General features: G+C 45.2%; 23 protein-coding genes. 2 read left to right on the top strand and 21 right to left on the bottom strand.

Annotated features, from left to right (window positions below; translation table 11 throughout):
- Positions 1 to 4: 4 nt before the first annotated feature.
- Genes ACMQ5W_RS12795 through ACMQ5W_RS12760 form a run of 8 tightly spaced genes read right to left on the bottom strand, consistent with a single transcriptional unit; the run spans position 5 to position 9305 of the window.
- Positions 5 to 763 carry an amidohydrolase family protein gene (locus ACMQ5W_RS12795; RefSeq protein ID WP_419025502.1) on the bottom strand — a complete coding sequence of 253 codons (759 nt, stop codon included), beginning with the start codon at positions 761 to 763 and terminating at the stop codon, positions 5 to 7.
- Positions 764 to 807: 44 nt separating this feature from the next.
- Positions 808 to 2796 carry an alpha/beta hydrolase family protein gene (locus ACMQ5W_RS12790; RefSeq protein ID WP_419025501.1) on the bottom strand — a complete coding sequence of 663 codons (1989 nt, stop codon included), beginning with the start codon at positions 2794 to 2796 and terminating at the stop codon, positions 808 to 810.
- Between the two features lie 12 nt (positions 2797 to 2808).
- Positions 2809 to 3789, bottom strand: a complete 981-nt coding sequence (locus tag ACMQ5W_RS12785) for an ABC transporter ATP-binding protein (protein ID WP_419025515.1) — start codon at positions 3787 to 3789, stop codon at positions 2809 to 2811.
- Positions 3790 to 3800: 11 nt separating this feature from the next.
- Complete coding sequence (locus ACMQ5W_RS12780) at positions 3801 to 4805, bottom strand: ABC transporter ATP-binding protein (protein ID WP_419025500.1); 1005 nt, start codon at positions 4803 to 4805, stop codon at positions 3801 to 3803.
- A gap of 30 nt (positions 4806 to 4835) precedes the next feature.
- Positions 4836 to 6392, bottom strand: a complete 1557-nt coding sequence (locus ACMQ5W_RS12775) for an ABC transporter substrate-binding protein (RefSeq protein WP_419025499.1) — start codon at positions 6390 to 6392, stop codon at positions 4836 to 4838.
- Positions 6393 to 6448: 56 nt separating this feature from the next.
- On the bottom strand, positions 6449 to 7306 hold the full coding sequence (locus tag ACMQ5W_RS12770) for an ABC transporter permease (RefSeq protein WP_419025498.1): 858 nt from the start codon (positions 7304 to 7306) through the stop codon (positions 6449 to 6451).
- Positions 7303 to 8238 carry an ABC transporter permease gene (locus ACMQ5W_RS12765; RefSeq protein WP_419025497.1) on the bottom strand — a complete coding sequence of 312 codons (936 nt, stop codon included), beginning with the start codon at positions 8236 to 8238 and terminating at the stop codon, positions 7303 to 7305. Before ACMQ5W_RS12765 ends, ACMQ5W_RS12770 begins: the two co-directional genes overlap by 4 nt.
- Before the next feature lie 35 nt (positions 8239 to 8273).
- The gene (locus ACMQ5W_RS12760) at positions 8274 to 9305 is read right to left on the bottom strand and encodes a succinylglutamate desuccinylase/aspartoacylase family protein (protein WP_419025496.1); all 1032 of its coding nucleotides are present in this window, start codon (positions 9303 to 9305) and stop codon (positions 8274 to 8276) included.
- 417 nt (positions 9306 to 9722) lie between these two features.
- On the opposite strand from ACMQ5W_RS12760, the gene ACMQ5W_RS12755 reads away from it, so the two are divergent.
- Both ACMQ5W_RS12755 and glnA read left to right on the top strand, forming a co-directional pair.
- The gene (locus tag ACMQ5W_RS12755; protein WP_419025495.1) at positions 9723 to 10649 is read left to right on the top strand and encodes a LysR family transcriptional regulator; all 927 of its coding nucleotides are present in this window, start codon (positions 9723 to 9725) and stop codon (positions 10647 to 10649) included.
- Positions 10650 to 10749: 100 nt separating this feature from the next.
- On the top strand, positions 10750 to 12174 hold the full coding sequence (glnA, locus tag ACMQ5W_RS12750) for a type I glutamate--ammonia ligase (protein WP_419025494.1): 1425 nt from the start codon (positions 10750 to 10752) through the stop codon (positions 12172 to 12174).
- A 564-nt stretch (positions 12175 to 12738) separates the two neighbouring features.
- On the opposite strand, the gene ACMQ5W_RS12745 is transcribed toward glnA, so the two are convergent.
- From ACMQ5W_RS12745 to ACMQ5W_RS12685, 13 genes are all read right to left on the bottom strand, one after another.
- Complete coding sequence (locus ACMQ5W_RS12745) at positions 12739 to 13362, bottom strand: CatA-like O-acetyltransferase, family 2 (RefSeq protein WP_419025493.1); 624 nt, start codon at positions 13360 to 13362, stop codon at positions 12739 to 12741.
- A gap of 28 nt (positions 13363 to 13390) precedes the next feature.
- Positions 13391 to 14839 carry a M20/M25/M40 family metallo-hydrolase gene (locus ACMQ5W_RS12740; RefSeq protein WP_419025492.1) on the bottom strand — a complete coding sequence of 483 codons (1449 nt, stop codon included), beginning with the start codon at positions 14837 to 14839 and terminating at the stop codon, positions 13391 to 13393.
- A complete protein-coding gene (locus ACMQ5W_RS12735) occupies positions 14836 to 15519 on the bottom strand; it encodes a hypothetical protein (protein WP_419025491.1) in 684 nt (227 codons plus the stop codon). The genes ACMQ5W_RS12740 and ACMQ5W_RS12735 overlap by 4 nt, the downstream gene beginning before the upstream one ends.
- 14 nt (positions 15520 to 15533) lie before the next feature.
- Positions 15534 to 16289: a DUF5058 family protein gene (locus ACMQ5W_RS12730; protein WP_419025490.1), complete on the bottom strand. Its 756-nt coding sequence runs from the start codon at positions 16287 to 16289 to the stop codon at positions 15534 to 15536.
- A 133-nt stretch (positions 16290 to 16422) separates the two neighbouring features.
- Positions 16423 to 16959, bottom strand: coding sequence for a class I SAM-dependent methyltransferase (locus ACMQ5W_RS12725; RefSeq protein ID WP_419025489.1), 537 nt, complete (start codon positions 16957 to 16959; stop codon positions 16423 to 16425).
- Positions 16960 to 17033: 74 nt separating this feature from the next.
- Positions 17034 to 17444, bottom strand: a complete 411-nt coding sequence (locus ACMQ5W_RS12720; protein WP_419025488.1) for a VOC family protein — start codon at positions 17442 to 17444, stop codon at positions 17034 to 17036.
- Between the two features lie 463 nt (positions 17445 to 17907).
- A complete protein-coding gene (locus ACMQ5W_RS12715; RefSeq protein ID WP_419025487.1) occupies positions 17908 to 18402 on the bottom strand; it encodes a GNAT family N-acetyltransferase in 495 nt (164 codons plus the stop codon).
- 57 nt (positions 18403 to 18459) lie between these two features.
- On the bottom strand, positions 18460 to 18780 hold the full coding sequence (locus ACMQ5W_RS12710) for a hypothetical protein (protein WP_419025486.1): 321 nt from the start codon (positions 18778 to 18780) through the stop codon (positions 18460 to 18462).
- Positions 18781 to 18846: 66 nt separating this feature from the next.
- Positions 18847 to 19260 carry a DUF3788 domain-containing protein gene (locus ACMQ5W_RS12705; protein WP_419025514.1) on the bottom strand — a complete coding sequence of 138 codons (414 nt, stop codon included), beginning with the start codon at positions 19258 to 19260 and terminating at the stop codon, positions 18847 to 18849.
- A gap of 361 nt (positions 19261 to 19621) precedes the next feature.
- The gene (locus tag ACMQ5W_RS12700; RefSeq protein ID WP_419025485.1) at positions 19622 to 20095 is read right to left on the bottom strand and encodes a GNAT family N-acetyltransferase; all 474 of its coding nucleotides are present in this window, start codon (positions 20093 to 20095) and stop codon (positions 19622 to 19624) included.
- A 1-nt stretch (position 20096) separates the two neighbouring features.
- On the bottom strand, positions 20097 to 20999 hold the full coding sequence (locus ACMQ5W_RS12695) for a GNAT family N-acetyltransferase (protein WP_419025484.1): 903 nt from the start codon (positions 20997 to 20999) through the stop codon (positions 20097 to 20099).
- A 24-nt stretch (positions 21000 to 21023) separates the two neighbouring features.
- Positions 21024 to 21323: a hypothetical protein gene (locus ACMQ5W_RS12690; protein ID WP_419025483.1), complete on the bottom strand. Its 300-nt coding sequence runs from the start codon at positions 21321 to 21323 to the stop codon at positions 21024 to 21026.
- A 195-nt stretch (positions 21324 to 21518) separates the two neighbouring features.
- The coding region (locus ACMQ5W_RS12685) for a fumarylacetoacetate hydrolase family protein (protein ID WP_419025482.1) at positions 21519 to 21751 on the bottom strand (233 nt) is incomplete at its 5' end.

The following is a 21751-nucleotide window of genomic DNA, read 5'->3' as shown; positions in this document are numbered from 1 at the left end:
TTTCTCAATCCATGTGAAGCAGCCGTTTCAGATTACCTGAGAAAAGCTTTTCTTTGCTTTCTTCTGGTATGTCCATAGCGCGGAGAGGTTTCAGATCACTTGCAAAACGCTCCGGATGATTCTGATTAGAATCGGAACCAAAGAGAATTCGGTCATCTCTGCGCATCCAATCATAGAGCATGTGATCTAACTGCGGAAACAAGGTCAGATACTCTGAAATGGTACTGGTGGTATCGATATACACATTCTCATGTTTTGCCACCATCACAGGGTCAATGCCGAAGGGATGGGCGTGGGCGATAATCAGCTTTGCCGCAGGATAACGAATGGCCAGTTCGTCGATATCCACAGAGTTACTGAAGACCATTCTCGATTCTCTGGAATAGACCGGTCCCGTATGTACCAGAATAGGAATATCATAATCAATGCAGGCCTCAATGATGGGTCCGACACGAGGATCCATCATGGAAAAGTTCTGAATCGGCGGATGCAGCTTCAAGCCTTTTAATCCGTAATCTTCCACTCCACGGCGAAGTTCATCCAGAGCGTTTAAATCTGCCGGGTGAACCGACGCGTAGCCGATGATACGATCGGGATGCTGCTTTACCAGCTTTGCTACATAAGCATTATCATGAAAACCCAGTTCAAGCGGTGCGATGGGCGAAATCACCGCCATGTCTACACCGGCCTCATCCATGCCAGCAAGAAATGCACCGATATCTTCGTTGCCTTCGCGTATATGTGTATGAGAATCAATAACCATAATCTACCTCCAATTTTAAGTTTCACATTGATTGACGCAGCTATTTACGGCTGCAGGTGTTTTTCATACCAATTTGTCATTTCCTCTAACCGCTTAATGCGGCTGACAGGCTTTCCGCTGCGGCTGAGACCATGAGATTCTCCTTTAAAAATACAGAGTCTAGCCTCTACACCTTTGAATTTCAGAGCCTGGAACATAGAAATCCCCTCGCTGACCGGGCAGCGGTAATCGTTCTCTGCATGAATGAAGAGTGTAGGAGTATGACAATTTTCTGCATATTTCAGCGGGGAATGCTGCCAATATCTTTCTGGATCCATCCACACGTCATTTTCAAAACTCCAACATGGGAACAGATAATTTGTATCCGAAGTAAAAAACATCCCATTCCAGCTTGCGATACTTCTCTGAGACACAGCGCATTTGAAACAGTCTGTACGGCAGATCATCCAGTTAGTCAGAAAGCCGCCATAGCTGCCGCCGCCGATTCCCATACGCTGCGGATCCATAGCAGGATAAGCCTTCAGACAGGCATCACGAAACGCCAGAAGATCCGCCTCTTCATAGAAGCCATAACGGCCTATGACGTCAGCAAATTCATCATCTCTGCCGTCACTGCCACGAGGGTTGCAGTAAATCACAAAGAATCCCCGGTTTGCCCATACCTGCATCTCATGGTAGTAGACAGGGCCAAAAGCGCACTTGTGCCCGCCGTGGATGTACAGGATAGAGGGATAGGCCTTTTCCTCTGCCTTCTCTTCATCGAATCCCACCGGCTTGATCACGAACCCCGCCAATTCCATATCTCTCCCCTGAAAAGTAATAGGCTCGGGCTGGCTGAGGGTACAGGCATCCACCAACTGACTGTTAAAGTCGCTGATTCTTGAGACTTCCTCATTTTCTAAGACATATAACTCCTGCGGACGATTCCCGTGAAGTCCCGCATAGATGATTTTACCCTCCAGTACAGCAAAATCGTCGGCAGTGCCTTCCTCATGGCTGGTAGTTACAATTTTTCCATCCGTACCCGCCAGTTTGATAAATACATTGCCTTCTTCCGTACTCAAATAGTAAACGCCATTCTCACTTGCTATGAATTCTGTAACTCCACCAAATTTCACGTCTGTGCCGACGGTATTTGATACACTTCTGTCGTTGCAGCAGAATCGTTCTGGTTTTCCGGATATATCAAAGCGATAAAAGGAGCTGTTTTCATTTTGATAACCGTGTTGCAGCCCCTGGGTCCCCATAAACACGGGGGCACCCTCTATAAAATCCACGCCATATACACGATAGGTATGATCATCCAGCAAAACATCCAGTGTGTCAGTGTTGGAATCATATACTTCTATATCGCCGTAAAACAGATAAGGCTGCCCCTTCTCAAACCTGCGCGCACTAAAGATGATTTTTCCATCTCTGGCGTTGATGGACTCAACATTTTGCCAAATATCACTCACAGCCTCGAGCAGTTCTTCGCTCCTGTGATAAACAAAGACCCGATAGCGCATACCGTTGGTGATACCGAGTCCATCCTGCCTGAAAGGCAGTTCATCAGCAACGATATAGTCTTCTTCCTGGCAGCACCAGGTTTCTCGCTCCGCTCGTCTCGGCTTAGGAGCACCCTCGTCTGGAATATAGGATTTAGCCAGAACTGCGAACTTGTCATCACCCAGATAGCTAATCCAGCTTACTTCCGCTGGAATCTGCATATACAACTCATTTTCATCGCCGCAGATATCCCTAAGATGATACGCCGTGACAGGTTTTCCTTCTTCCGCTTCATGCACTTCCTTCGATGAGAAGATGATATGATGCTCATCAAGCCAGATGGCAGCGCCTGCCGATCCGGAATCAGTGAGACGCCTTATATCGTTTGTCTGTGCTTCATATAAATAGAGGTCGCTGTCATAACCATTCTTCTCCAAATTCGCCTGGTGGAGGTTAAACACACAATGCTTTTTATCACCCGAGGCTTTAATTGAGGAAATATAGTGATAGCTGAGTATATCTTCGATTTCCAGTCTTCTTTTCACGTCGACGCTCCTTTACTTTACATTGAGAAAACATGCACACTGATGTCCGCTGCCGTAGTCTGTCAAGGCTGGTTCTTCCTCCATACAGCGTTGACTGGCAAAGGGACAGCGAGTGTGGAAACGGCATCCTTTTGGAGGATTCTTAGGGCTTGCGACATCCCCTTTGAGCAGAATCCTATTTCGCTGAAAAGACGGGTCAGGTACTGGTATGGCTGAAACCAGCGCTTTGGTATAAGGATGCAATGAATGATTGAAGATATCCTCTGTCTTCCCGATCTCGACAATCTTGCCCAGATACATCACGCAGATCCGGTTAGAAAGGTGTCGGACCACATTGAGCGCATGAGAAACAAAGATATAAGTGAGTCCGTATTTCTCACGCAGTGCTTTCAGCAAATTCAGAATCTGCGACTGAATGGAAACGTCCAGAGCCGAAACAGGTTCATCACAGAGTATCAGCTTCGGTTTCAGAATCAGCGAGCGGGCGATACTGACACGTTGTCTCTGTCCGCCGGAAAACTCGTGAGGATACCTGTCATAAAAGGACTCCTGCAGACCCACATTCGCCATGGTTTCAAGAGTGCGACGCTTTCTCTCCTCAGCATCTTTGACACCGTGTACCAACAAGGGCTCAGAGATCATTTCACCAATCGTCATTCTAGGATTTAAAGAAGAAAACGGATCTTGGTAGATGATTTGAAACTCCTTGCGGCTGTTTCTCAGTTCACGTTTTTTCAACGTAAATAATTCTTTTCCATCAAAGGTGACGCTGCCCGATGTGGCCGGCGTCAAGCGCATAATCGTCTGCATCAAAGTGCTTTTACCGCATCCTGATTCGCCTACCAAGCCAAAGGTTTCACCTTGATCCACTGAAAAGGATACGTCATCTACTGCATGTACATAACCTTGCAGTTTTGACAGCGGGCCTCCATACACAGGAAAGTATTTCTTGATGTGGTTGACTTCTAACAAGGGACCGTCTGTCTTTATCATATTTCCCAAATCTACACCTCCCTCGAATTTCCGGCTGCGTCTCCACAGCCTGGATACAGATGGCAGGAGACCAGATGATTTCCCATGTCAACAGGCTCCGGCATGACCGATTTGCAGATTTCCATAGCCTTTGGACAGCGGGGATGAAACCGGCATCCTCTGGGAAAATCAGCCGGTGTAGGCACTTGTCCCTCTATTGTCTCCAGAATCTCTCTGGTATCGTCTATACGCGGTATGCATCTCAGCAAACCTCTGGTATACGGATGGAGAGGGCTTGCAAACAGCTGCTCACATGCCGCCTCTTCTACCACACGGCCAGCATACATGACGATCACCCTGTCAGCAATCTCTGCTACAATGCCTAAATCGTGGGTCACAAATACGACGGTCATGCCGCGCTGTTCTTTCAAGGTTTGAATCAAATCCAGAATCTGTGCTTGTACAGTCACATCCAAAGCCGTGGTGGGCTCATCAGCAAGCAGCAGATTTGGATTACAGCTAAAGGCCATGGCAATCATCGCTCTCTGGCGCATGCCGCCGGAAAGCTGATGTGGATAGGAATCCGCACAGCGCACGGGATCCGGAACCCCCACCATGCGGAGCAGTTCCACCGCCCTCTGGTGTGCAGCTTTCTTATCTATTTCTTCATTGATAATCAGCGCTTCAGCAATCTGCGCACCAATCTTATGGACAGGATTCAGCGCTGTCATGGGTTCCTGAAAGATCATCGATATCTCTTTGCATCTTAGATTTCTCATTTCTTTTTGATTCATTTCCAGGAGATTTCTCCCTTCAAAAAGAATTTCACCAGATACGTATCTGCCAGGAGGCGTCTGCACCAGTTTCATGACAGATAATGTCGTCACGCTCTTGCCGCAGCCGCTCTCACCGACAATACACAAAGTCTCGCCCTGCTTTACTTGAAAGCTGACATCGTCCACTGCTGGAATCTCCTGTTTTTCTGAACCATAGAAATAGGTTTTAAGATGATTAACTTCTAGTAAATAATCTATCACCGGTCATCCTTCTTTCCTCTGATTAACTCTTTATTTTACGATTTTCATATCGCTGGCGAGCATTGCATAGTGATCTTCTGGTTGCCACTGAACACGTTCTGATACTGCATAAATGTCATATAGCCTGAATAAATACAAACAAGCGGGGTTCTCAACCATCATCTCTTGGATTTCTTTAATATAAGGGGCCCGCCCTTCCGCAGTCGTCTCCGCCAGCAGTTTCTCAATCAGCTCGTCATAACCTTCGATTTTGTTATAGGAACTCATACCTTCGGAACTCAGCACGCCAGTCAATGTAGATTCATACAGCCCTGGTTTGGTCCCCCAGTTCCAATCGAACATGCCCGGACATTTCTTTGCGCTCTGTCCGTTTACGATGATGGCGTAGGCAGTAGTATCGTCCAGAACCTTTACCTTTACGTTGATGCCGATGTCTTCCAGATAGGAGCCTACGGCTTCCGTCACTTCCTGTGCCTTTGCGTGGTTATCGACGTCGGTCATCAGTGTCAGATCAAAGCCGTCTGCATAGCCTGCTTCGGCGAGCAGTTTCTTCGCCTTCTCAGGATCATAGGAATAGTATTTGGAAAGCGCTTCATCAAAACCGTCATAATCAGTACGCCACAGATTAGATACTCTCTCACCATAACCTCCCATGACGGTCTCAATAATGGTATCTACATCGACAGCATAATTGAGTGCCTGACGCACCTTCGGATCTTTCAGCTCCGGCGTCTCACACCAGTCATAGGTGTTAAAGCCGATGTATTCGGTACGATTCAGCTTCTTTGGGAACACTTTGATGCCATCTGATTTTTCCAGCGTTTCCACGGATTCATTCTGGACATTCATGATGATATCTACATTGCCATTTACCATTTCGGCAATGCGTGTTGCAGCTTCAGGAATCGTCTTGAATACGACACGATCGGCATCTGGTTCTGTTCCCCAATATGTAGGATTTTTCTCTAACAGAATCTCCTTGTCTGCTTCCCAGTTTTTGAAGACATACGGACCCGTGCCGATGATGTCATTACCGATGGCTTCTTCTCCGATTTCTTCACTGTGCTTTGGTTCCAGCATTGGAACTTCTGCGATGTGTGCAGTAAAAAAGATATCCGGCTTGGAAAGGGTGAACTTCAAAGTCAGTTCATCCACCGCCTCGTAAGTCTTTACATAGTCTCTGAATTCAAAGGCCTGTCTTGGATGCTTGTCCGATGCTGCCCGCTTAAAATTCCAAATTGCCGCCTCTGCATCAAATGGTTCGCCATTAGAAAATGTGACGCCTTCTTTCAAATGGAAAATCCATTCCGTGTCAGAGACCTGCTCATAAGATTCTGCCAGCAACGGTGCAATCTCCCAGTTTTCGTCATAGGTTAAAAGTGTCTCACAGACATTTCTGAAAATATTCGCGCTGATGTCTCCCCCAACTTTGTGAGGATCCAAAGTCTGCGGATCAGAACTCTGCGCAATGGTCACAGATGCAGGCTCGTCTTTTCCATCAGAATCAGAACCACATCCAAATAAGGTTCCTGCTGCCATGCATAATATGAGCAGCAATACGGGTACTTTACTTTTCTTAAGTTTCATTGTTATTACCTCCTTATGCTTCAAACGTTCTACTCTTTGATTCAGTATCGTTTTGTCTAATCTACACCGCGCAGTCTCGGATCACGGATGTCGCGCAGCCAATCGCCTACAAAGTTTATGGATATGCAGCCCAGCAGCAAAGCGATGCCGGGAATCATCGTCAGCCAGCCCGCACTGAAGATATAGTCGTTGCCATTTGCAATCATATTCCCCCAGGTTGCAATGTTGGGCGGAATGCCCAAACCCAAGAAGGTTAACGATGCTTCAGACAGTATGATGGTTCCTATGTCCATCGTCCCCAGTATAATCGCAGAATCAATGACACTGGGCAGAATCTGTTTAAAGATGATGCGCCCATCGCTGCATCCGAGGGAATGAGCTGCCTTTACAAACTCCTTTTCTTTTACAGAAAGAACCTGTGCCCGAACCGTTCGCGCATAGGGTACCCAGCCTGTGATCCCCAAAACCAGTATGACGTTGGTAAGGCTCGCTCCCAGTGCAGCTACCAGCAAAAGCGCTAAAAAGATAAACGGAAATGCCAGCATGACGTCTATCATCCTCGATATGACCACATCTATCCAGCCGCCAAAGTAACCAGCCAGCAAACCTAGGATTACGCCGATGACAAGACCTACGATGCCAGCTACAATGCCGACGATGAGAGATATTCTGGATCCATAGATCAGTCTGGTGAGAACGTCTCTGCCCAGCTGGTCTGTGCCAAAGATGTGATCCATAGAACCATTTTCCATCCAACAAGGCGGCGCTAAACGCTGCGCAACATCGATGTCGTTCATTCCATAGGGAGCAAGGAGTGGCGCAAGAATGGCTGCCACGATCCAGATTACCACCACCACAAGACCAAATTTCGCTGTTCGCGTGCTATGTTTTATCATTTTCCAAACATCGTTCATGCAGCGCCTCCTTTGTTTCTGTAGGATATCCTCGGATCAATCAAGGTGTAACAAATGTCAGCAACACAATTGATCAAAGAGAATATAAGGGCGAATGCCAATGTACTTGCTTGTATCAGTGGAAAGTCGTAGTCCTTGATCGCCGTAACGATCAGTCTTCCCAGTCCCGGCAGCGCAAAGACTGATTCCACGACTACTGAGCCGGCAAACATATATCCGATCTGCAGTGCTACAAATGTAACGACAGTTAACAAGGCGTTGTGCAGGCCGTGTTTGACAATCACGGTGTTTTCCTTCGCCCCCTTGGCTCTGGCTGTCGTAATATAGTCCTGTCTCATGACATCCAGCATCGAAGATCTTGTCAGTCTGGTCACACTAGCGCCCATACCCGCAGCGACGGCAATTACCGGCATAATCAGCTGGCTGGGTTCACCATAACCAGATGGCGGTAGCCAGCCAAGTTTTACAGAAAAAATCATGACCATCAGCAGTCCGAACCAAAATGATGGAATGGAACGTCCCGCAACGACGAAAATCGTAACTGCGTTGTCCAAAATCGAATTGCGCTTTATGGCAGAGATGATGCCAAAGACAATCGCCAGCGGCAGTGATATCAGAAGCGCAATGCTCTGAATTTTCAAGGTCGCCGGAAGTCGCTCCTGCAGTAAATCCAGCACTGGCCTTTGGAAATAGTAGGAGTCCCCAAAATCACCGTGTAATATATTCGTCAAATATTCAATGTACTGCTCCCATATGGATTTGTCCAAACCTAAAGCGTGACGCACTTTTTCAAGATCCTCAAAGGTGCTGTCCGGTGTAACCATCATCTTCGTAGGATCGCCTACTACTCTGAGGATGATAAAGACCAGAGTCATCACGAGGAACAATACCAATATGGTCTGCAAAATTCTTTTTATGATATACTTTACCATTGTACCTCCGCCCTCCCGGCCAAGTTGTGATTAAGCTATTGGTTGTCAATGTGCTGTGCATCAGAAATATCGGCCATGATATAAGCGTAGTCTCCTGGATGTACTTTGGTCATCATCACACGCATATCGAGAAATACGGTTTCTTCGAAGGGCGCATACATTTCTTCAATGACTTCCATCGTCAGCGGATCTCGAATGACAGCTATAAGCGTTCCTTTTGGGACGGTTTTATTTATGTACTCTGGACCGACCAGCGGATAGAACATACCGCCGTTTTTAGGCCGTGTGACAGAACGGGTTTTAACAATCCACTGTGTTTTAGGAATCACTGGCTCGCCCGGATACATGCCCATGTCCTTCATAACATTGAACACACCTCTTACGCTGCTTTCAATAAATTGATCATGCAGTGAAGTGACACCTGTGCCGATTTCCGCAACAATAGAAGGTTTCCCTTTGATAATCATATAGTCGCTGAGGGTGCCCGCATATGCCGCATCCGGTCCAGCAGGTTTACCGCCGTACATGTGTGCAAGGCCAAAAGTTTTTGCCATATGGTTGATTCTGTTCAGCAGTTCATCGTCAGCGTCTTCGCTAGGCCCCAATTTCGACAATACATAATGGATTGCATCTCCATAGCCTCCACCATGCCAGTCAATCAGTGCATCCGCGTAATCACACAGTGGAGATATCACTGATGCCATCTGTTCTGTCACCCAGCCGCGAGAGTTGCCAGGGTAAGTCCTATTCATGTTGTAGCAGTCCTGAGGCGTGTTGCGCCAGTCCCATTCAAAGGCCAGAGGGTTCTGCACTGGCACCGCTATGACCGTGCCTTTCAGCTTTTTTGTATCCACTTGCGCTATCACCTGTCGAATCGCTTCAAAGCCCGTTGTCGCATCACCGTGTGACAACGCAGTCAACATGAGCGTTGGTCCCTCTTCACTGCCGTTCAGTATGTGCAAAGGCAGTTCCAGTGCCAAACCACTTGCTAATTTTGAAACCGGCATGCGATAAAATGCATGTTCTCCTGCTTTTGCCGTAAATCCATTGATTACTACGTCTCCCATAATCATTTCCTCCTACTAAATACTTTTAATGCGTCTGTTTTCTTGCACAAGTTCAAATTTCTTCACCGGTTTAAAGTTTTAAACTTCTTTTTCATCATTATAAGTCCTTTTATAAGTTTTTACAATATTCTTTTATTTTCGACATCTTTTCGACGCAGCTAGATTTTTATGAATATTTATTAGTAATTTAGCATTCATTCGGTTTTTAAGTCGTTTTTTATACTTTATTATGCATATATATTTTCATTTTCTGTTTATTTATCTAATTTCCCCAATAATATCAATAAGAAAAAACTATAATATTGCAGTGCATCAGAGGCAAAGAAAAACGGCATTTTCCTTATACTGGAAATTCCCTTGTAAAAAAAAGTGCCGTGTGCTACAATTCAAGAAATAAGTCTAAATGAGGTAGATAAAATGAATTTTAACACCTTGAGATATGTGGTAGCCGTTGCAAAGGAACGCAGCTTCACAAAAGCAGCGAAGAGTCTGTATGTTTCCCAGCCTACCCTGAGCCAAAATATTCAGGCCTTGGAAGCCCAATTGGGCACGCCTCTCTTTGATCGTAAGAGTTACCCGATTATGCCAACCTATGCGGGAAAGTTGTATATAGAATTTGCCCAGCAGGTCTTGTTTTCTGAGTCACAGATCAATCGTAAAATCAACAATACCATTTCCAATCCGCGCATGCGCATCCGAATCGGCATCTCCCCTTCAAAGAGTGTGCTGATCATGCCCGAGCTCATTCATTCTATTTTGGAGGAGTTTCCCGACTGCATCATCTCCCTGGAAGACGGCAAAGACGAGCACGGACTCTTTGCCATGCTTGAGAATAATGAGATAGATGTCATGATAGGAAGCCCCATCCATAACAACGTCAAATACAAAAGTCAATTCATTACCAACGAGTTGTTAGTTCTAGCTGTTCCAAAAGGCTTTGACTTTCCTGGGAAAGCTGACGCCCCGCTGCAGAAAGGCTTCCGCCGAATTCGTATGGCACAGCTGAAGGATCTGCCTTTCATCATCTTGCCCCTCAGTACATTTCTCGGCGAAACCCTGCGCCTTCTCTGTGAAAAAGAAGAGTTTTCGCCCAGCTATTCTATCGAATGTTCAAATGTACAGACTTCCTATAATATGGCAAAGCAGGGACTGGGTATTGCTTTGATCACAGAACTGATGGCAGTAAAAAATACTTTCAGAGATGATCTGGACTACTACGCCCTGCAGTCAGGTACCCCTCAGCAGGAAATCGCGGTCATTACCAATGGTGACGGAATTATGACACATCCTGTACAGCGGTTCATAGAATTGTTTAAAGAACATTTTTTGAACAGCATTAATTGAATATTCACGAAAATAACATTGCAATTGCTATGGTTTTGAATTATTCTATAAACATGGGCCATTACGGCACCGTAATTCCAAGATTTTGGGGAGGTAGAAAATGAAAAGAACCGCTGAAGACATTATGAAGCTCATAAAAGAAAAGGATATTAAGATGGTGGATTTTAAAATCGTCGATATAAACGGCCAGTTCCGCCATGTAACAATTCCTGCATCTCAGTTTACCGTGGACACCATGAAGGACGGCATCGGCTTTGATGCATCCAACTACGGCTATGCCGTCGTTGAAAAAAGTGATATGGTCTTTATACCAGACCTGGACACAGCCGTTATGGATCCTTACTGCGAGATTTCCACTTTATCGATTACAGGTAATGCGATGATTATCGATTATCCTGAGAACCGGCCGTTGGATCAATATCCAAGGAATATCGTAAGCGCTGCGGAAAACTATATGAAAGACAGCGGTATCGCCGATACGATGTTGATTCTTCCTGAATTCGAATTCCATATGTTCGATGATGCAGCCTGGTCTGTAAAGCCATATGATATCAGCGCCAATCTTGATACTGAACAGGCATATTGGAACAGCGACTCGCAGGGACAGGGCAACGTAGTCGCCCATCAGAAGCATTATCACATGGCGAAGCCTTTTGACGGCACTTATGAATGCCGCTCCGAAATGTGCTTAGAGCTGGAAAAAATGGGCATCGAAATCAAATACCATCATCCAGAAGTCGGCGCAGCCGGTCAATTCGAAATCGAACCGATGCTGGGTCAGATGTCGAAAATGGCCGATGCTTCCATGATGATCAAATACGTCATACACAATACCGCATTGAAATACGGCAAAGTCGCAACCTTTATGCCAAAGCCCGTCTACGGTGAGGCTGGTAACGGCATGCACGTGCACATGCTTTTGCTGAAAGACGGAAAGCCTGTATTTTCTGACGATAACGGTTATTCCCATCTCAGCAGGGAAGCACACTATTTCATAGGCGGTCTTCTGAAGCATATCGCTTCCCTATGCGCTCTCACTAACCCGAGCACCAACTCCTTTAAACGATTGATTCCGGGCTTCGAGGCACCCGTAACAGTTGGTTATGCCACTTCAAATCGCAGTGCCGTTATCCGCATTCCGGCTTATGCCAAGACACCAGAACTGCGCCGCTTTGAAATTCGTAATCCAGACGCTACCTGTAACCCATATCTGTGTTACGCAGCCATCTTGATGGCAGGTTTGGACGGCATCAAAAACAAGATTGATCCAGAGAAAAACGGTTGGGGACCATATGATATGAATCTCTACTCTCTGTCAGATGAGGAAAAAGCGAAATTAACGCAGCTGCCGGCTCGTCTTGACGACGCCTTAGACGCACTGGAGGCAGATCACGACTATCTCACTGCTGGAGGCGTTTTCCCTCTGCATCTGATAGAGAATTTTATCGCAATGAAGAGGAAAGAATGTCTGCAGCTTTCTGCCATTCCACATCCTGCTGAGTTTGATAGATATTTCAACTTATAATTGAAGCGGCTCCACAACTTCGATATTTTAAATCAACAAAAGTGCCAGAAATGTGCTGTTTTAAGTACATTTCTGGCACTTTTTGATTCTGAATGAGCCATTTTAGGAATGCTGACAAGCTGTACGCGCAAATTCACACTAAAAATCATTGATTTTTTATATATGTATCACATTATATAATATACACTAATATAAAATCAATCTCATTTATAGCAAATAATGTAAATAAACTCTTTTCCAAAATGAAAAATCCGCCTAAAAATGACCAAAAAACAGGCTTTTCAGGCAGATTCCCTGATTCTGCCTTTCAGATGTGAGTTATAATACAATCACGCTGACCGGATAGCCAATCGCCTCGACAAACCGAAGCAGATCAGCCGTCTTTATGAAGATCGTCTTTTCATTAGTGTTCGGATGAAAGCTCATTCTATTATTTATTAATCAGATGTTTTTGACTTGCTATCGTATTGTTAGTCAGACTTACCTCTCGTATTCTTCTCACTAATAATGATTATGATAAGTACGCCTTATCCATCGAAGGCGCACCTATTTCTTTCACATATATTACACTTTCAGAGCCTTTATTTCTTCCTGCAGACGTGCGAGGAATTCTGCTGCATGGCCGCCATCCATCTGCGTGTGATGGAACTGAAAGGATATGGTCAGGGTCGATTTCAAAAATCGTTTCTTATATCTGCCCCATATCATAAAAGGATTGTTGTAGAAACCGGCATAGATATTTACCGCGCCGTCAATTTCATATTGGGCGAGGGCAGAAGTACCGATCACCATATAACCGTCTCCTAAGTTATGGGTTTTGCAAGTATCGTGCACCTGTCTGGTCAGACTCAGATAACTCTCATTAAATTGCTGCAGGTTTCTAGAAAATGGCACATCGCATGTGTTAATCTCGCCGTCTTTAGTAGCAGTCACTGTATTTACGGCGAGTTGATCGTATTGTATCAGCTTATCGCCCACAGGCAGCAGATAAAATTCCTCTATCTGCGAAGCCGCCATGCCAATACACCAGCACATCAGCATATTGAACTTGTAACCACACTTACGGCTTACTTTGAGCAGATGTGTGATGTCTAAGGTTTTGAAAAGCGTTACCATCGGCATCGGCGTGTGCATCCATAGTTCAAAGGCCATCGCCCGTTTCGTTTGCTTTGGGTCTATCTCCTTCAATGATGATTCCTCCAGTTTGTCAATTTTGTCAATTTGAATCGCGTGAATCCCGCTGCTGTGCTTGCACCAGATTTTTATAAAAATCTACTGCCCCAGGCAGACAGTTATGCTGAATGTTCTCATTTAAGCCGTGCATGCCTTTCATCTGCTCTGGCCCGTAGATTACAGGCGCAAAGCGAATACAGCTCTCACAGATTTCCTGGTAGAAGTATGCGTCTGTAGCGCCAGTCATGACATAGGGACTCACCGCAAGCCCCGGAAAGGTTTCTCCGATGACTCTTTCCACTTGCGTAAAGGCCTCCCCTTTGATGTCCACTGGCTGAGAATAATCGTTGGCGCTGATCACTTCCATCTCCAGGCCATGTTTGTCTGCCAACCTGCGCAGTATAGACAGGCTTTCTTCCATACCTTGATGGGGGATGAAGCGCAGGTTCACGCCCAGGGTTGCTTCTTGAGGCAGTACGTTATATGCGTCGGAGCCGGACTGCATCGTAAAGGCAATGGTAGTCTGCAGCATGGCTCCTGCCTGTGCACTGATGGTACCCAGAATTGGTTTCATCAGAGGTCCAAAGAGCCACAGATTTCCCATAACCAGCTTCAAGCCAAAAGGCGCATATGGTGCCAGGCGCTTAAACATGGCTGAAACCTCCGGTAAGAATTTGCGTCGAAAAGGCCTGTGCTTTTCAATATCTGTCACAAAAGCAGCCAAACGTTCCACTGGCGTATGCTTCGGTGGTGCTGCCGAGTGGCCTCCGTTGCTGCGGGCAGTCAGACGAACATCTGCCTTACCCTTTTCAAAGACACCTACCATTGCATAGTTGCCTTTGATGCCGCCTATAGGCTCCGCGATAATGCCTCCACCCTCGTCACAGACGAGAAACAGTTCTACGCCGCGTCGTTTCAGTTCTTCTACTAATTTCGGTGCGCCGTCTCCACCCCACTCTTCTGTGCAAGATGAAGCCAGATAAACGTCACACTGCGGAACATAATCTGCAGCCAGCAGTTCTTCAGCCGCCTGGAAAAAAGCCATCAGAGAAGCCTTGGTATCCGACGTACCCCTGCCCCAGACTTTCCCCTCTGTAATTTCTCCAGAAAAAGGCGGATAAGCCCACTCTCCCTCTGCCGGCACCACATCCTGGTGGCTCATAAGCAGTATCGGTTTTTCTCTGCTCCCTCCCTTCCAGTAATAGAGCAGATTTCCATCAATCACAGTCCGCTCCAGCCTTTGGTGAACCAGGGGAAATTTTTCCTCCAGCACTTTGTGGAAGGCGGCGAACTGATCCCACTCCCGACTATTTTTGTGCGATGTGGTATCGCAGCGCACCATTTCCGCCAGCTTGTGAGCCAGCATCATAGATCTGTCGTCATCGCAAGGTGCGACATAATTAGAATTTTTGTTCGGTGTCATCAAAGTACGCACCAAAGCCGCCAACAAAAGCAGGACGATTGCAGCTGGTATCATCAAAAGGAATCTCATTTTTCACCACCTGCTTTCTTATAGAAAAAATATGCCATTGTAATCGCAATCGCCCCCGATGGGATAATCATAAAGCTGGTAGAACTGGTAAGAGAAGGCATCAGAACGAAAAGCAGTCCCATGGCGACCAGAGGTGCCGCTGCGATTTTCAGATTTCCCCGGAAATACTTATATGCCATAGCGCCGAAAAGTGCAGGCACCACGTTTTCAAAGGCTGGCTGCAGGGCAGGGCTTTGCAGAATCGGCTGCAGAGGAACTAGCAGCAACACGCCGAAAGCCAGCACCATGATTGTCACCAGCGAGGATGTCGCAATGGAGAGGGTCGATATGATCTCATTCTCCGGCGTTCCAGTCTTCGCTCCCACAATATCTCTCGCATTGACGGCGCAAGGTATTTTCATGTTAATTAAGTTACCCGTGATAAAAGCCAGGTAGCCTCCTCCTGCACCCAGCATCGGGGTATAAATCAGAAACTCTACGACGCTGCTCACCGTCCAGACCAATCCGACAGAAAGGAATGCCTTTGCGACAGCACCCAAATTTGGTGCTGCACCGAGAACCAAGCCCATCAAAAACGGTGCGCCTACTAACATAATCAAAACGATAACGGAGCTGATACGCCCAATGGTATGGGTGCGGGCATTATATTGTTCAAAAGAATTGTGTTCCATGTTGTCCATCTCCTATCTCCTCTCTAAACAAACAGTTTGACGACTACAGCTGCAGCCATGCCGATCAGCATACTGCATGCGATAGAAAAACTTTCGACCCAGGCCATATTCTTTTTCTCCGCCAAATAAACAAAGCCAGCCATGACGCAGCCCGATACCGCTACTACGATCAGCGGCAGGAAACTGCCAGAAAAAGAAAACATGCCGTTTCCAGAGACAAAACCTCCGATATAGCTGCCGATATAGGCAGACACCAGGCCGATAAACATGGCTGTCATGGCACTGTCTCCGAATCCACCTCCACTTGTACTGTCTTTGGTGCCACTACCTAGTTTCTTCAGATATTTTTTGTTGAAGAGAACTGACAGAATCATCCCCCACATGATGCAAATACTCATGAGAAGGGCTATGGTGGAAAACCCAGAAGCAGTCATTTCACTTGCCGACAGCTCCGCCATGCCAACCTGTTCAGCAGCAGCTTGCGCCACCTGGGTTTCATAGTGAAGAGCGCCGATAACCGAAAGCCGCAGCCATGGCCATGGCGTTCCAAGGCTGCCCGCCAGAGCGATGACACCTAACAAAATTCCTACGCTTGGCAGCAGTGAAAAGGTGGCGCTGGAAGTGATGACTCTTTTCATCTTTCCTCTGTCCATACCCATGGCAAGCCCCGCTCGGTAAGCCCTCACCATGAAGATAACACATACAACGGCGACAAATGCGATAATGCTGCCGCAAATCACGTAGATGGGAATACTGTTCAATTGATGTAAAATGTTCATATCACACGCTCCTTTTCTTTTGATGAAACAATCGAGTCAGACTGCAGGCTCCTTTGACCGCCATTTTTAGATATCTTCACAGTTCTCTACCCCTTCATTTTTTCTCCAATCAGTTCTGCAAACTGGCAGCTTATTACTTTTTTGCTGTAATGAGATACAGCGACTTCATCGTATGTGGGATAAGCCTTATACTAATATCCTCAAATCCTGCCGTGTTTAAATATCCGCTTACTCTTTTTTTATCTGTAAAGGTTCCACCATCTAATACTTGCATTAACAATCCAAGAATACGATTGCTCATCCAATCTTCAAGCAGCGGATCACCGATGATAAGTCTGCCGCCTTTTTTAAGAACTCGATATATTTCGCTGATTCCTTTGTCTTTTTCTTGCCAGTGATGTAATGACAGCACGGTAATAACTAAGTCAAACGATTCAGACGCAAAGGGCAGTTGTTCAACACTCCCTTTGATAAATGTTATATTCTCAGATGAAGACAACTTGGGAATCGAAGTGTCAATAGCAGTAATATCGCTATGCGGAAATGCCGCAGAAACCGCTTGTGTAAACACCCCATTCCCGAAGCCGACATCTAAAATGGTTTGCGGAATTGTCCGTGAACAACTAATTTCATTTAAAACTGCACAATGTATCGCTCTCAATCTCTTCACCTCAATCTCATATTCTGAATATCTAATAGTCCGTTAAATTTGGATTTGCTTCAATCGAATAGTGGAATTACAATCTATTTTTCCTTTGTGCTACCGATTTCAAGCAAATTCCCCTCTGGGTCAGCTACATAAAAGTTGCGGATACCAAAAGGATAAGTGATGGGTTCTCCTGTTGGAAATTTCACACCTAATTTTGAAAGACGCTCATATTCAGAATCCACATCAGCGAAGCTCGGCAACCAAAGAGCTATTTCAAAAGTCTGGTTGATACCTTTTGGTGGTACATACTCCTCTGCAATCGCCTTAACGAATTCTTCTCTACTATACATAAACAGAGATAACTCACCGCTTGCTGTTTCAAAGTCTGCAAAGGGTTCACCATTCCATTGAGTTTGAAACCCCAATACATCTCGGTAAAATTGAACCATATTTTCCATATTACCCACTAATAAGCTTACACCTATCTGCACATCTTTTCCAATCATGTTTTCATCTCCTGTAAATTACAAATTCTGATTTGACGGACTTGACCGCTTGATTCCGTTATCTCCACGTTTTTTATATGTAGTTTCCCAACAAACGGGTTCCTTTGTCGCGCAACCCTCCTAAAGGATGGACTGCCTGTGCTCTCCACGATGTTTTTGTACTTTTTGTGCATTTCTTCTCTGTTCTGCACAAAATATTTCACCAGGACCACTCTCTGATGCTGCGGGGCAGGGGCATCTATCTACACGGGTTATTTTGATGACTACCCGAGGGGTCTTTTGATGATAGAAACCTTTCAAAAAATAACCCGTACCCGTTTTTCGGACTCCCACGTCTGTAACAGCAGGAGTATCTTGCGCTGATACAACCTTTTCCGGGCACGTTTTTGTGCAGGATGCGCGCAAACGTGGCAAAAAGTACAAAACCGCCGTGGCACTTTTGTTCCAGGATCCAACAATAGAATTATAGTCGCCACCAGATAGTTGCTTCCCGTCTTTTTTCTGTGAAACCACAGCGCTGCAAAATACGTTGTGAGGCAAACCCGTCAATGTCCGTTTCTGCGATGATATGGGACACATTTTCTTGTTCCAAAGCCCACTTGCACATGACTTGTACCGCTTCCGTCATGTACCCATTGTGCTCGAAATCTTTCCCCAGCCCATAGCCGATTTCAACTTCTTGAGCCGCATTGGGAATATCCTTAAAATCGGCGGACCCAACGACAACCCGATCGCTCTTACGAATCAGAAACCAAAAACTGTGCCACAGATAATCGTTAGGATTCTTTTCTGTTTTTTCCAATTGTTCTTTTACGATTTCGAGAAAAAGTCCCTCCAATGGTTCACCTTGATAAGAACACTCTAGGTCTTTCTCCAGGCTCGGTATGTCCTCTACCCATAATCTTAATTGATAGGTTAGTAATGGAACTAATTCAAGATGCTCAGTTTTCAATATCATTTTTCTGCCTCGTTAATTTTTCGTCTGTATTGCATTATTCGCCTAAGGTGTATCACATCAACCCACTTGTTTTTTTCGGTTCAATTTGCGAAATAGCATTTTCATTCCATCTAAAACAACGCCATAAAACAGGAAAGTCAAAACAGACCCTACATACCAATAGATGGATATTTGACCAGTAATCGTATTACACGGCACTTGCCAGCCAGAATCCATGAAAGTATATAAAGAGCCTTGGGAATCTGCGATCATATTCAGCAACGGGTTGAATCCAATGAGTATAATGCTTTTTGAATCTTGTCCAATCTGGTGCATGAAAATCTCAAGAACAGCTATGATCAGACACCAAAAGGTAAAGGATTTGATTATTTTTTTCAATATAAAACTCCTTCAATGCAAACGACTGCCGTGCGCCTTATCCGCCAAAGCGAGCAAGTCCGATGGCTATTTCCGGTTCGGTTTTCTTTTGATCGCTAGCAATTGGATGAAATCATCAAACATGGAGGTATCAACAGGCTCAAACATGACCCATTTTCCATCGTGATAAGTTTTGGCTTCATCGTAGTTTTTTTGGACTTCTTCCGAAAGTTTCTCTCTGACCGCCTCCACCTTTGCTCTCTCATCTTTTCCAAAGATGATCATAAACCCTACGCAATTTTCTTTCGCGTACAGGGCGCACAAAGTCTTGCCGCCTCTGCGGTACTTGTATTCGTAAGTCCACGCCTTGCCGCCTTTATTCCAAAGACATTCCATGTCATACTTTTCCTCAATGGCAATACATAATTTCTGCCAGACATCATATAAATCTTGTCCGACCAATGTTGTCATTTCTTCTGAACCGGGTATTTTATCAAGCATCATAAACGCTCCTTTCTCAATTGGGGCTCTACGCCCTGAGCTTTCGACAGCAAAAAGATACATACTCTTTCACTGATATCTCTTTGCCGTGCGCAATTCCAATTACAATAAATAAAACTTCTACAACGGTAAGATAACAATCCTTCAGATCAAAAATAAAAAGACCTTGATAGTTTCGTGTTTAACTGCGGGTTAAACCTCAATAGGTGCTTTATATATCAAATTCGTCTTGCATATACCCTGATGAGATGATAGCTTTGATCATCTGGCCTGCCGCCATCAAACATAAGACGGGAATTAGAAAAGGCTTAAATTTTTGGATATCAGCACCTCCTGTTTAAAAACAAGACAAATCTGACAGCTATAGTTCTTTCACCATAAGGTATTCTTCTTCATTTTCATCGACAATCTGAAACCCGAGTCTCTGATACATTCTGACAGCAGCATTGGCTTGTTGCACGGACAGAGAAACGCTTTCGTATCCCTTCCCCTTTAATAGGGACAACATTGCCTCCATCAATGCGGTTCCAATTCCAAGTCCTCGATAGGGCTTATATAGCGAAATCGCAAGGGATGGCGTCTTCTCATCAATATGCCCGTAGTCGTTCATGATCCGAACCCAGACTGCTCCGACAATTTTGCTGTCCACCTCTGCGGCTAGGGCGTAGTCAGCCCGTCCTCTCCCAAACTGTTCCACATAAACCTGCAATTCAGGGTTATTAATGATTGATCTGGGCGGCGCTTCTGCATCTTGCGGAATGTGTATCGCTTCATACAGAAAATCATTGAGCAAAGGGTATTCTGTTTTTTTCATTTTTCGTATCATATCATCCATGTTACCCTCTGTGAATATACATTCTTGTCATATCGGGTTCCCCGTCTCCTTGTACCATGCAAAGAAATTTCCATCCATATCGTTCATAAAAAGAACTATGATCCGTTACTAGGTATAATGTATCAATTCCGTACGCCTTCATATCCGCACACGCATATTTTAGCAGAGCACCGGCGATCCCGCTGCAACGTTTATCTTCATCCGTATAAACTGCACAAACATTTGGGGCAAGGTCTTTTCTGTCATGAAAATCATTCTCAATGACACCCAGCCCGCCGATGATATCGCTGTCTTCCATTGCCACATACCACTGGGGAACCGCTTTACTTCCGGTCAGGCAGTCCTCCATGCTTTCCAGGTACGATTCTACAGGAATCCCCCATCTTTCGTGGAACCACTGCGCCGCCTGCTCTTTTATTTCGGGTTTGTCCAAAAGACGTATTACTTCGTAGTCGTTCAGCGTTTTTTCCATGACATAGTTAGTAAGCGTAATTCCCTGTCGTTCCACTTGCTGTTCTTTGATCACCGTATAACCTCGTTTTTCAAAAAATGGCCTTGCTGTAATAGATGCATGGGTAATAATATTTCCAGGAGCTGCCTGCTCCAATACATCACAAATAGCCGCAGCAATGCCTTTTTTCTGGTAATCTCTATGAACAAACAGCCGGTCAAGATAGCCGTCCTTATCTATGTCGCCAAAGCCTATTACCATTTCATTTTCAACAGCGACAATGCTGTAATGTTCTTGGAATGTTTGGTTCCATTTTTCTAAGTCCACCGTGCCTGTTGCCCACACGGCTAGTTGTTCTTCTGTATAATCTTTTGCATTTACTGTATGAACTGTATTGTAGAACAGCTCTGCTAACTCTGCACAATCCACCTCTCGGTATTCTCTGATCATCATTCCTCTGTCTTTACCCCAAAACTACTAATACTTTCTAACAAGCTGAGAAATCAGCGCTCTACAGGTGTTCATCTGAATGCAGCCATAGAATTTTTCTGTTACTTCTTTTCCCTGCCCTATCGTTGTTGCATTATTTGCATCTTCTTCTGTCTCCCAAAGGACAAAATCGGTCCATATGTTATCTTGTAAATAATGTTCCCAAGAGATAAATCCCTTCGCTTTAGAAATAACTTCATCATGTAACTTCTGTGTCAATTCAATAAATTGTTCTTCACTCACATTTTTCTTAAGCTTATAAGAAAAAATCCATGCTGTTTTCTCCATATTATGTATTCTCCCATTTATATTCTTTGTCGATTGTCTCTCACTTCTCTCTGTTGCTTTAGGGTTATTCTATCAGATAATTGCCCTCCTTGCCATAGATTATCAAAGATAAGCAGCAAAACTTACACTTTATAATACTTACATTAAAAAAGCTGTAAATCTCTACGATTAAAGATTTACAGCATAAATCAACTTTTACACCACATAGTTGGTCAATTTTCCTATTTCAGGAATTTCAACCGTGACACAGTCTCCTGGCTTCATGAACTTCGGTTCTTTCATGCCCAGAGCGACACCTGAGGGCGTGCCTGTAGCGATGATATCTCCCGGTTCCAGCGTCGTGCCGGCCGAAAGGTCTGCAATGATGCCAGGAATGTCGTTGAGAAACAGCGCCGTATTGGAATGCTGGCGTTCTTCACCGTTCACGG

The organism is Emergencia sp., assembly GCF_048465375.1.
Taxonomy (GTDB): Bacteria; Bacillota; Clostridia; order Peptostreptococcales; family Anaerovoracaceae; genus Senimuribacter.
The sequence above is the reverse complement of the archived record's forward strand: the minus strand, read 5'-3'. Positions and strand labels throughout refer to the sequence as shown.

Bases quoted from the DNA above. Each gene is read 5' to 3' on its own strand.
- ACMQ5W_RS12690 (WP_419025483.1), bottom strand. From the start codon at position 21,323: ATGGAGAAAACAGCATGGATTTTTTCTTATAAGCTTAAGAAAAATGTG.
- ACMQ5W_RS12785 (WP_419025515.1), bottom strand. From the start codon at position 3,789: ATGATAAAGACAGACGGTCCCTTGTTAGAAGTCAACCACATCAAGAAA.
- ACMQ5W_RS12705 (WP_419025514.1), bottom strand. From the start codon at position 19,260: ATGCTTGATAAAATACCCGGTTCAGAAGAAATGACAACATTGGTCGGA.
- ACMQ5W_RS12730 (WP_419025490.1), bottom strand. From the start codon at position 16,289: ATGAACATTTTACATCAATTGAACAGTATTCCCATCTACGTGATTTGC.
- ACMQ5W_RS12775 (WP_419025499.1), bottom strand. From the start codon at position 6,392: ATGAAACTTAAGAAAAGTAAAGTACCCGTATTGCTGCTCATATTATGC.
- ACMQ5W_RS12770 (WP_419025498.1), bottom strand. From the start codon at position 7,306: ATGAACGATGTTTGGAAAATGATAAAACATAGCACGCGAACAGCGAAA.
- glnA (WP_419025494.1), top strand. From the start codon at position 10,750: ATGAAAAGAACCGCTGAAGACATTATGAAGCTCATAAAAGAAAAGGAT.
- ACMQ5W_RS12735 (WP_419025491.1), bottom strand. From the start codon at position 15,519: ATGGACAACATGGAACACAATTCTTTTGAACAATATAATGCCCGCACC.
- ACMQ5W_RS12695 (WP_419025484.1), bottom strand. From the start codon at position 20,999: ATGATGATCAGAGAATACCGAGAGGTGGATTGTGCAGAGTTAGCAGAG.
- ACMQ5W_RS12720 (WP_419025488.1), bottom strand. From the start codon at position 17,444: ATGATTGGAAAAGATGTGCAGATAGGTGTAAGCTTATTAGTGGGTAAT.
- ACMQ5W_RS12715 (WP_419025487.1), bottom strand. From the start codon at position 18,402: ATGATATTGAAAACTGAGCATCTTGAATTAGTTCCATTACTAACCTAT.
- ACMQ5W_RS12795 (WP_419025502.1), bottom strand. From the start codon at position 763: ATGGTTATTGATTCTCATACACATATACGCGAAGGCAACGAAGATATC.
- ACMQ5W_RS12760 (WP_419025496.1), bottom strand. From the start codon at position 9,305: ATGGGAGACGTAGTAATCAATGGATTTACGGCAAAAGCAGGAGAACAT.
- ACMQ5W_RS12765 (WP_419025497.1), bottom strand. From the start codon at position 8,238: ATGGTAAAGTATATCATAAAAAGAATTTTGCAGACCATATTGGTATTG.
- ACMQ5W_RS12740 (WP_419025492.1), bottom strand. From the start codon at position 14,839: ATGAGATTCCTTTTGATGATACCAGCTGCAATCGTCCTGCTTTTGTTG.
- ACMQ5W_RS12755 (WP_419025495.1), top strand. From the start codon at position 9,723: ATGAATTTTAACACCTTGAGATATGTGGTAGCCGTTGCAAAGGAACGC.
- ACMQ5W_RS12700 (WP_419025485.1), bottom strand. From the start codon at position 20,095: ATGGATGATATGATACGAAAAATGAAAAAAACAGAATACCCTTTGCTC.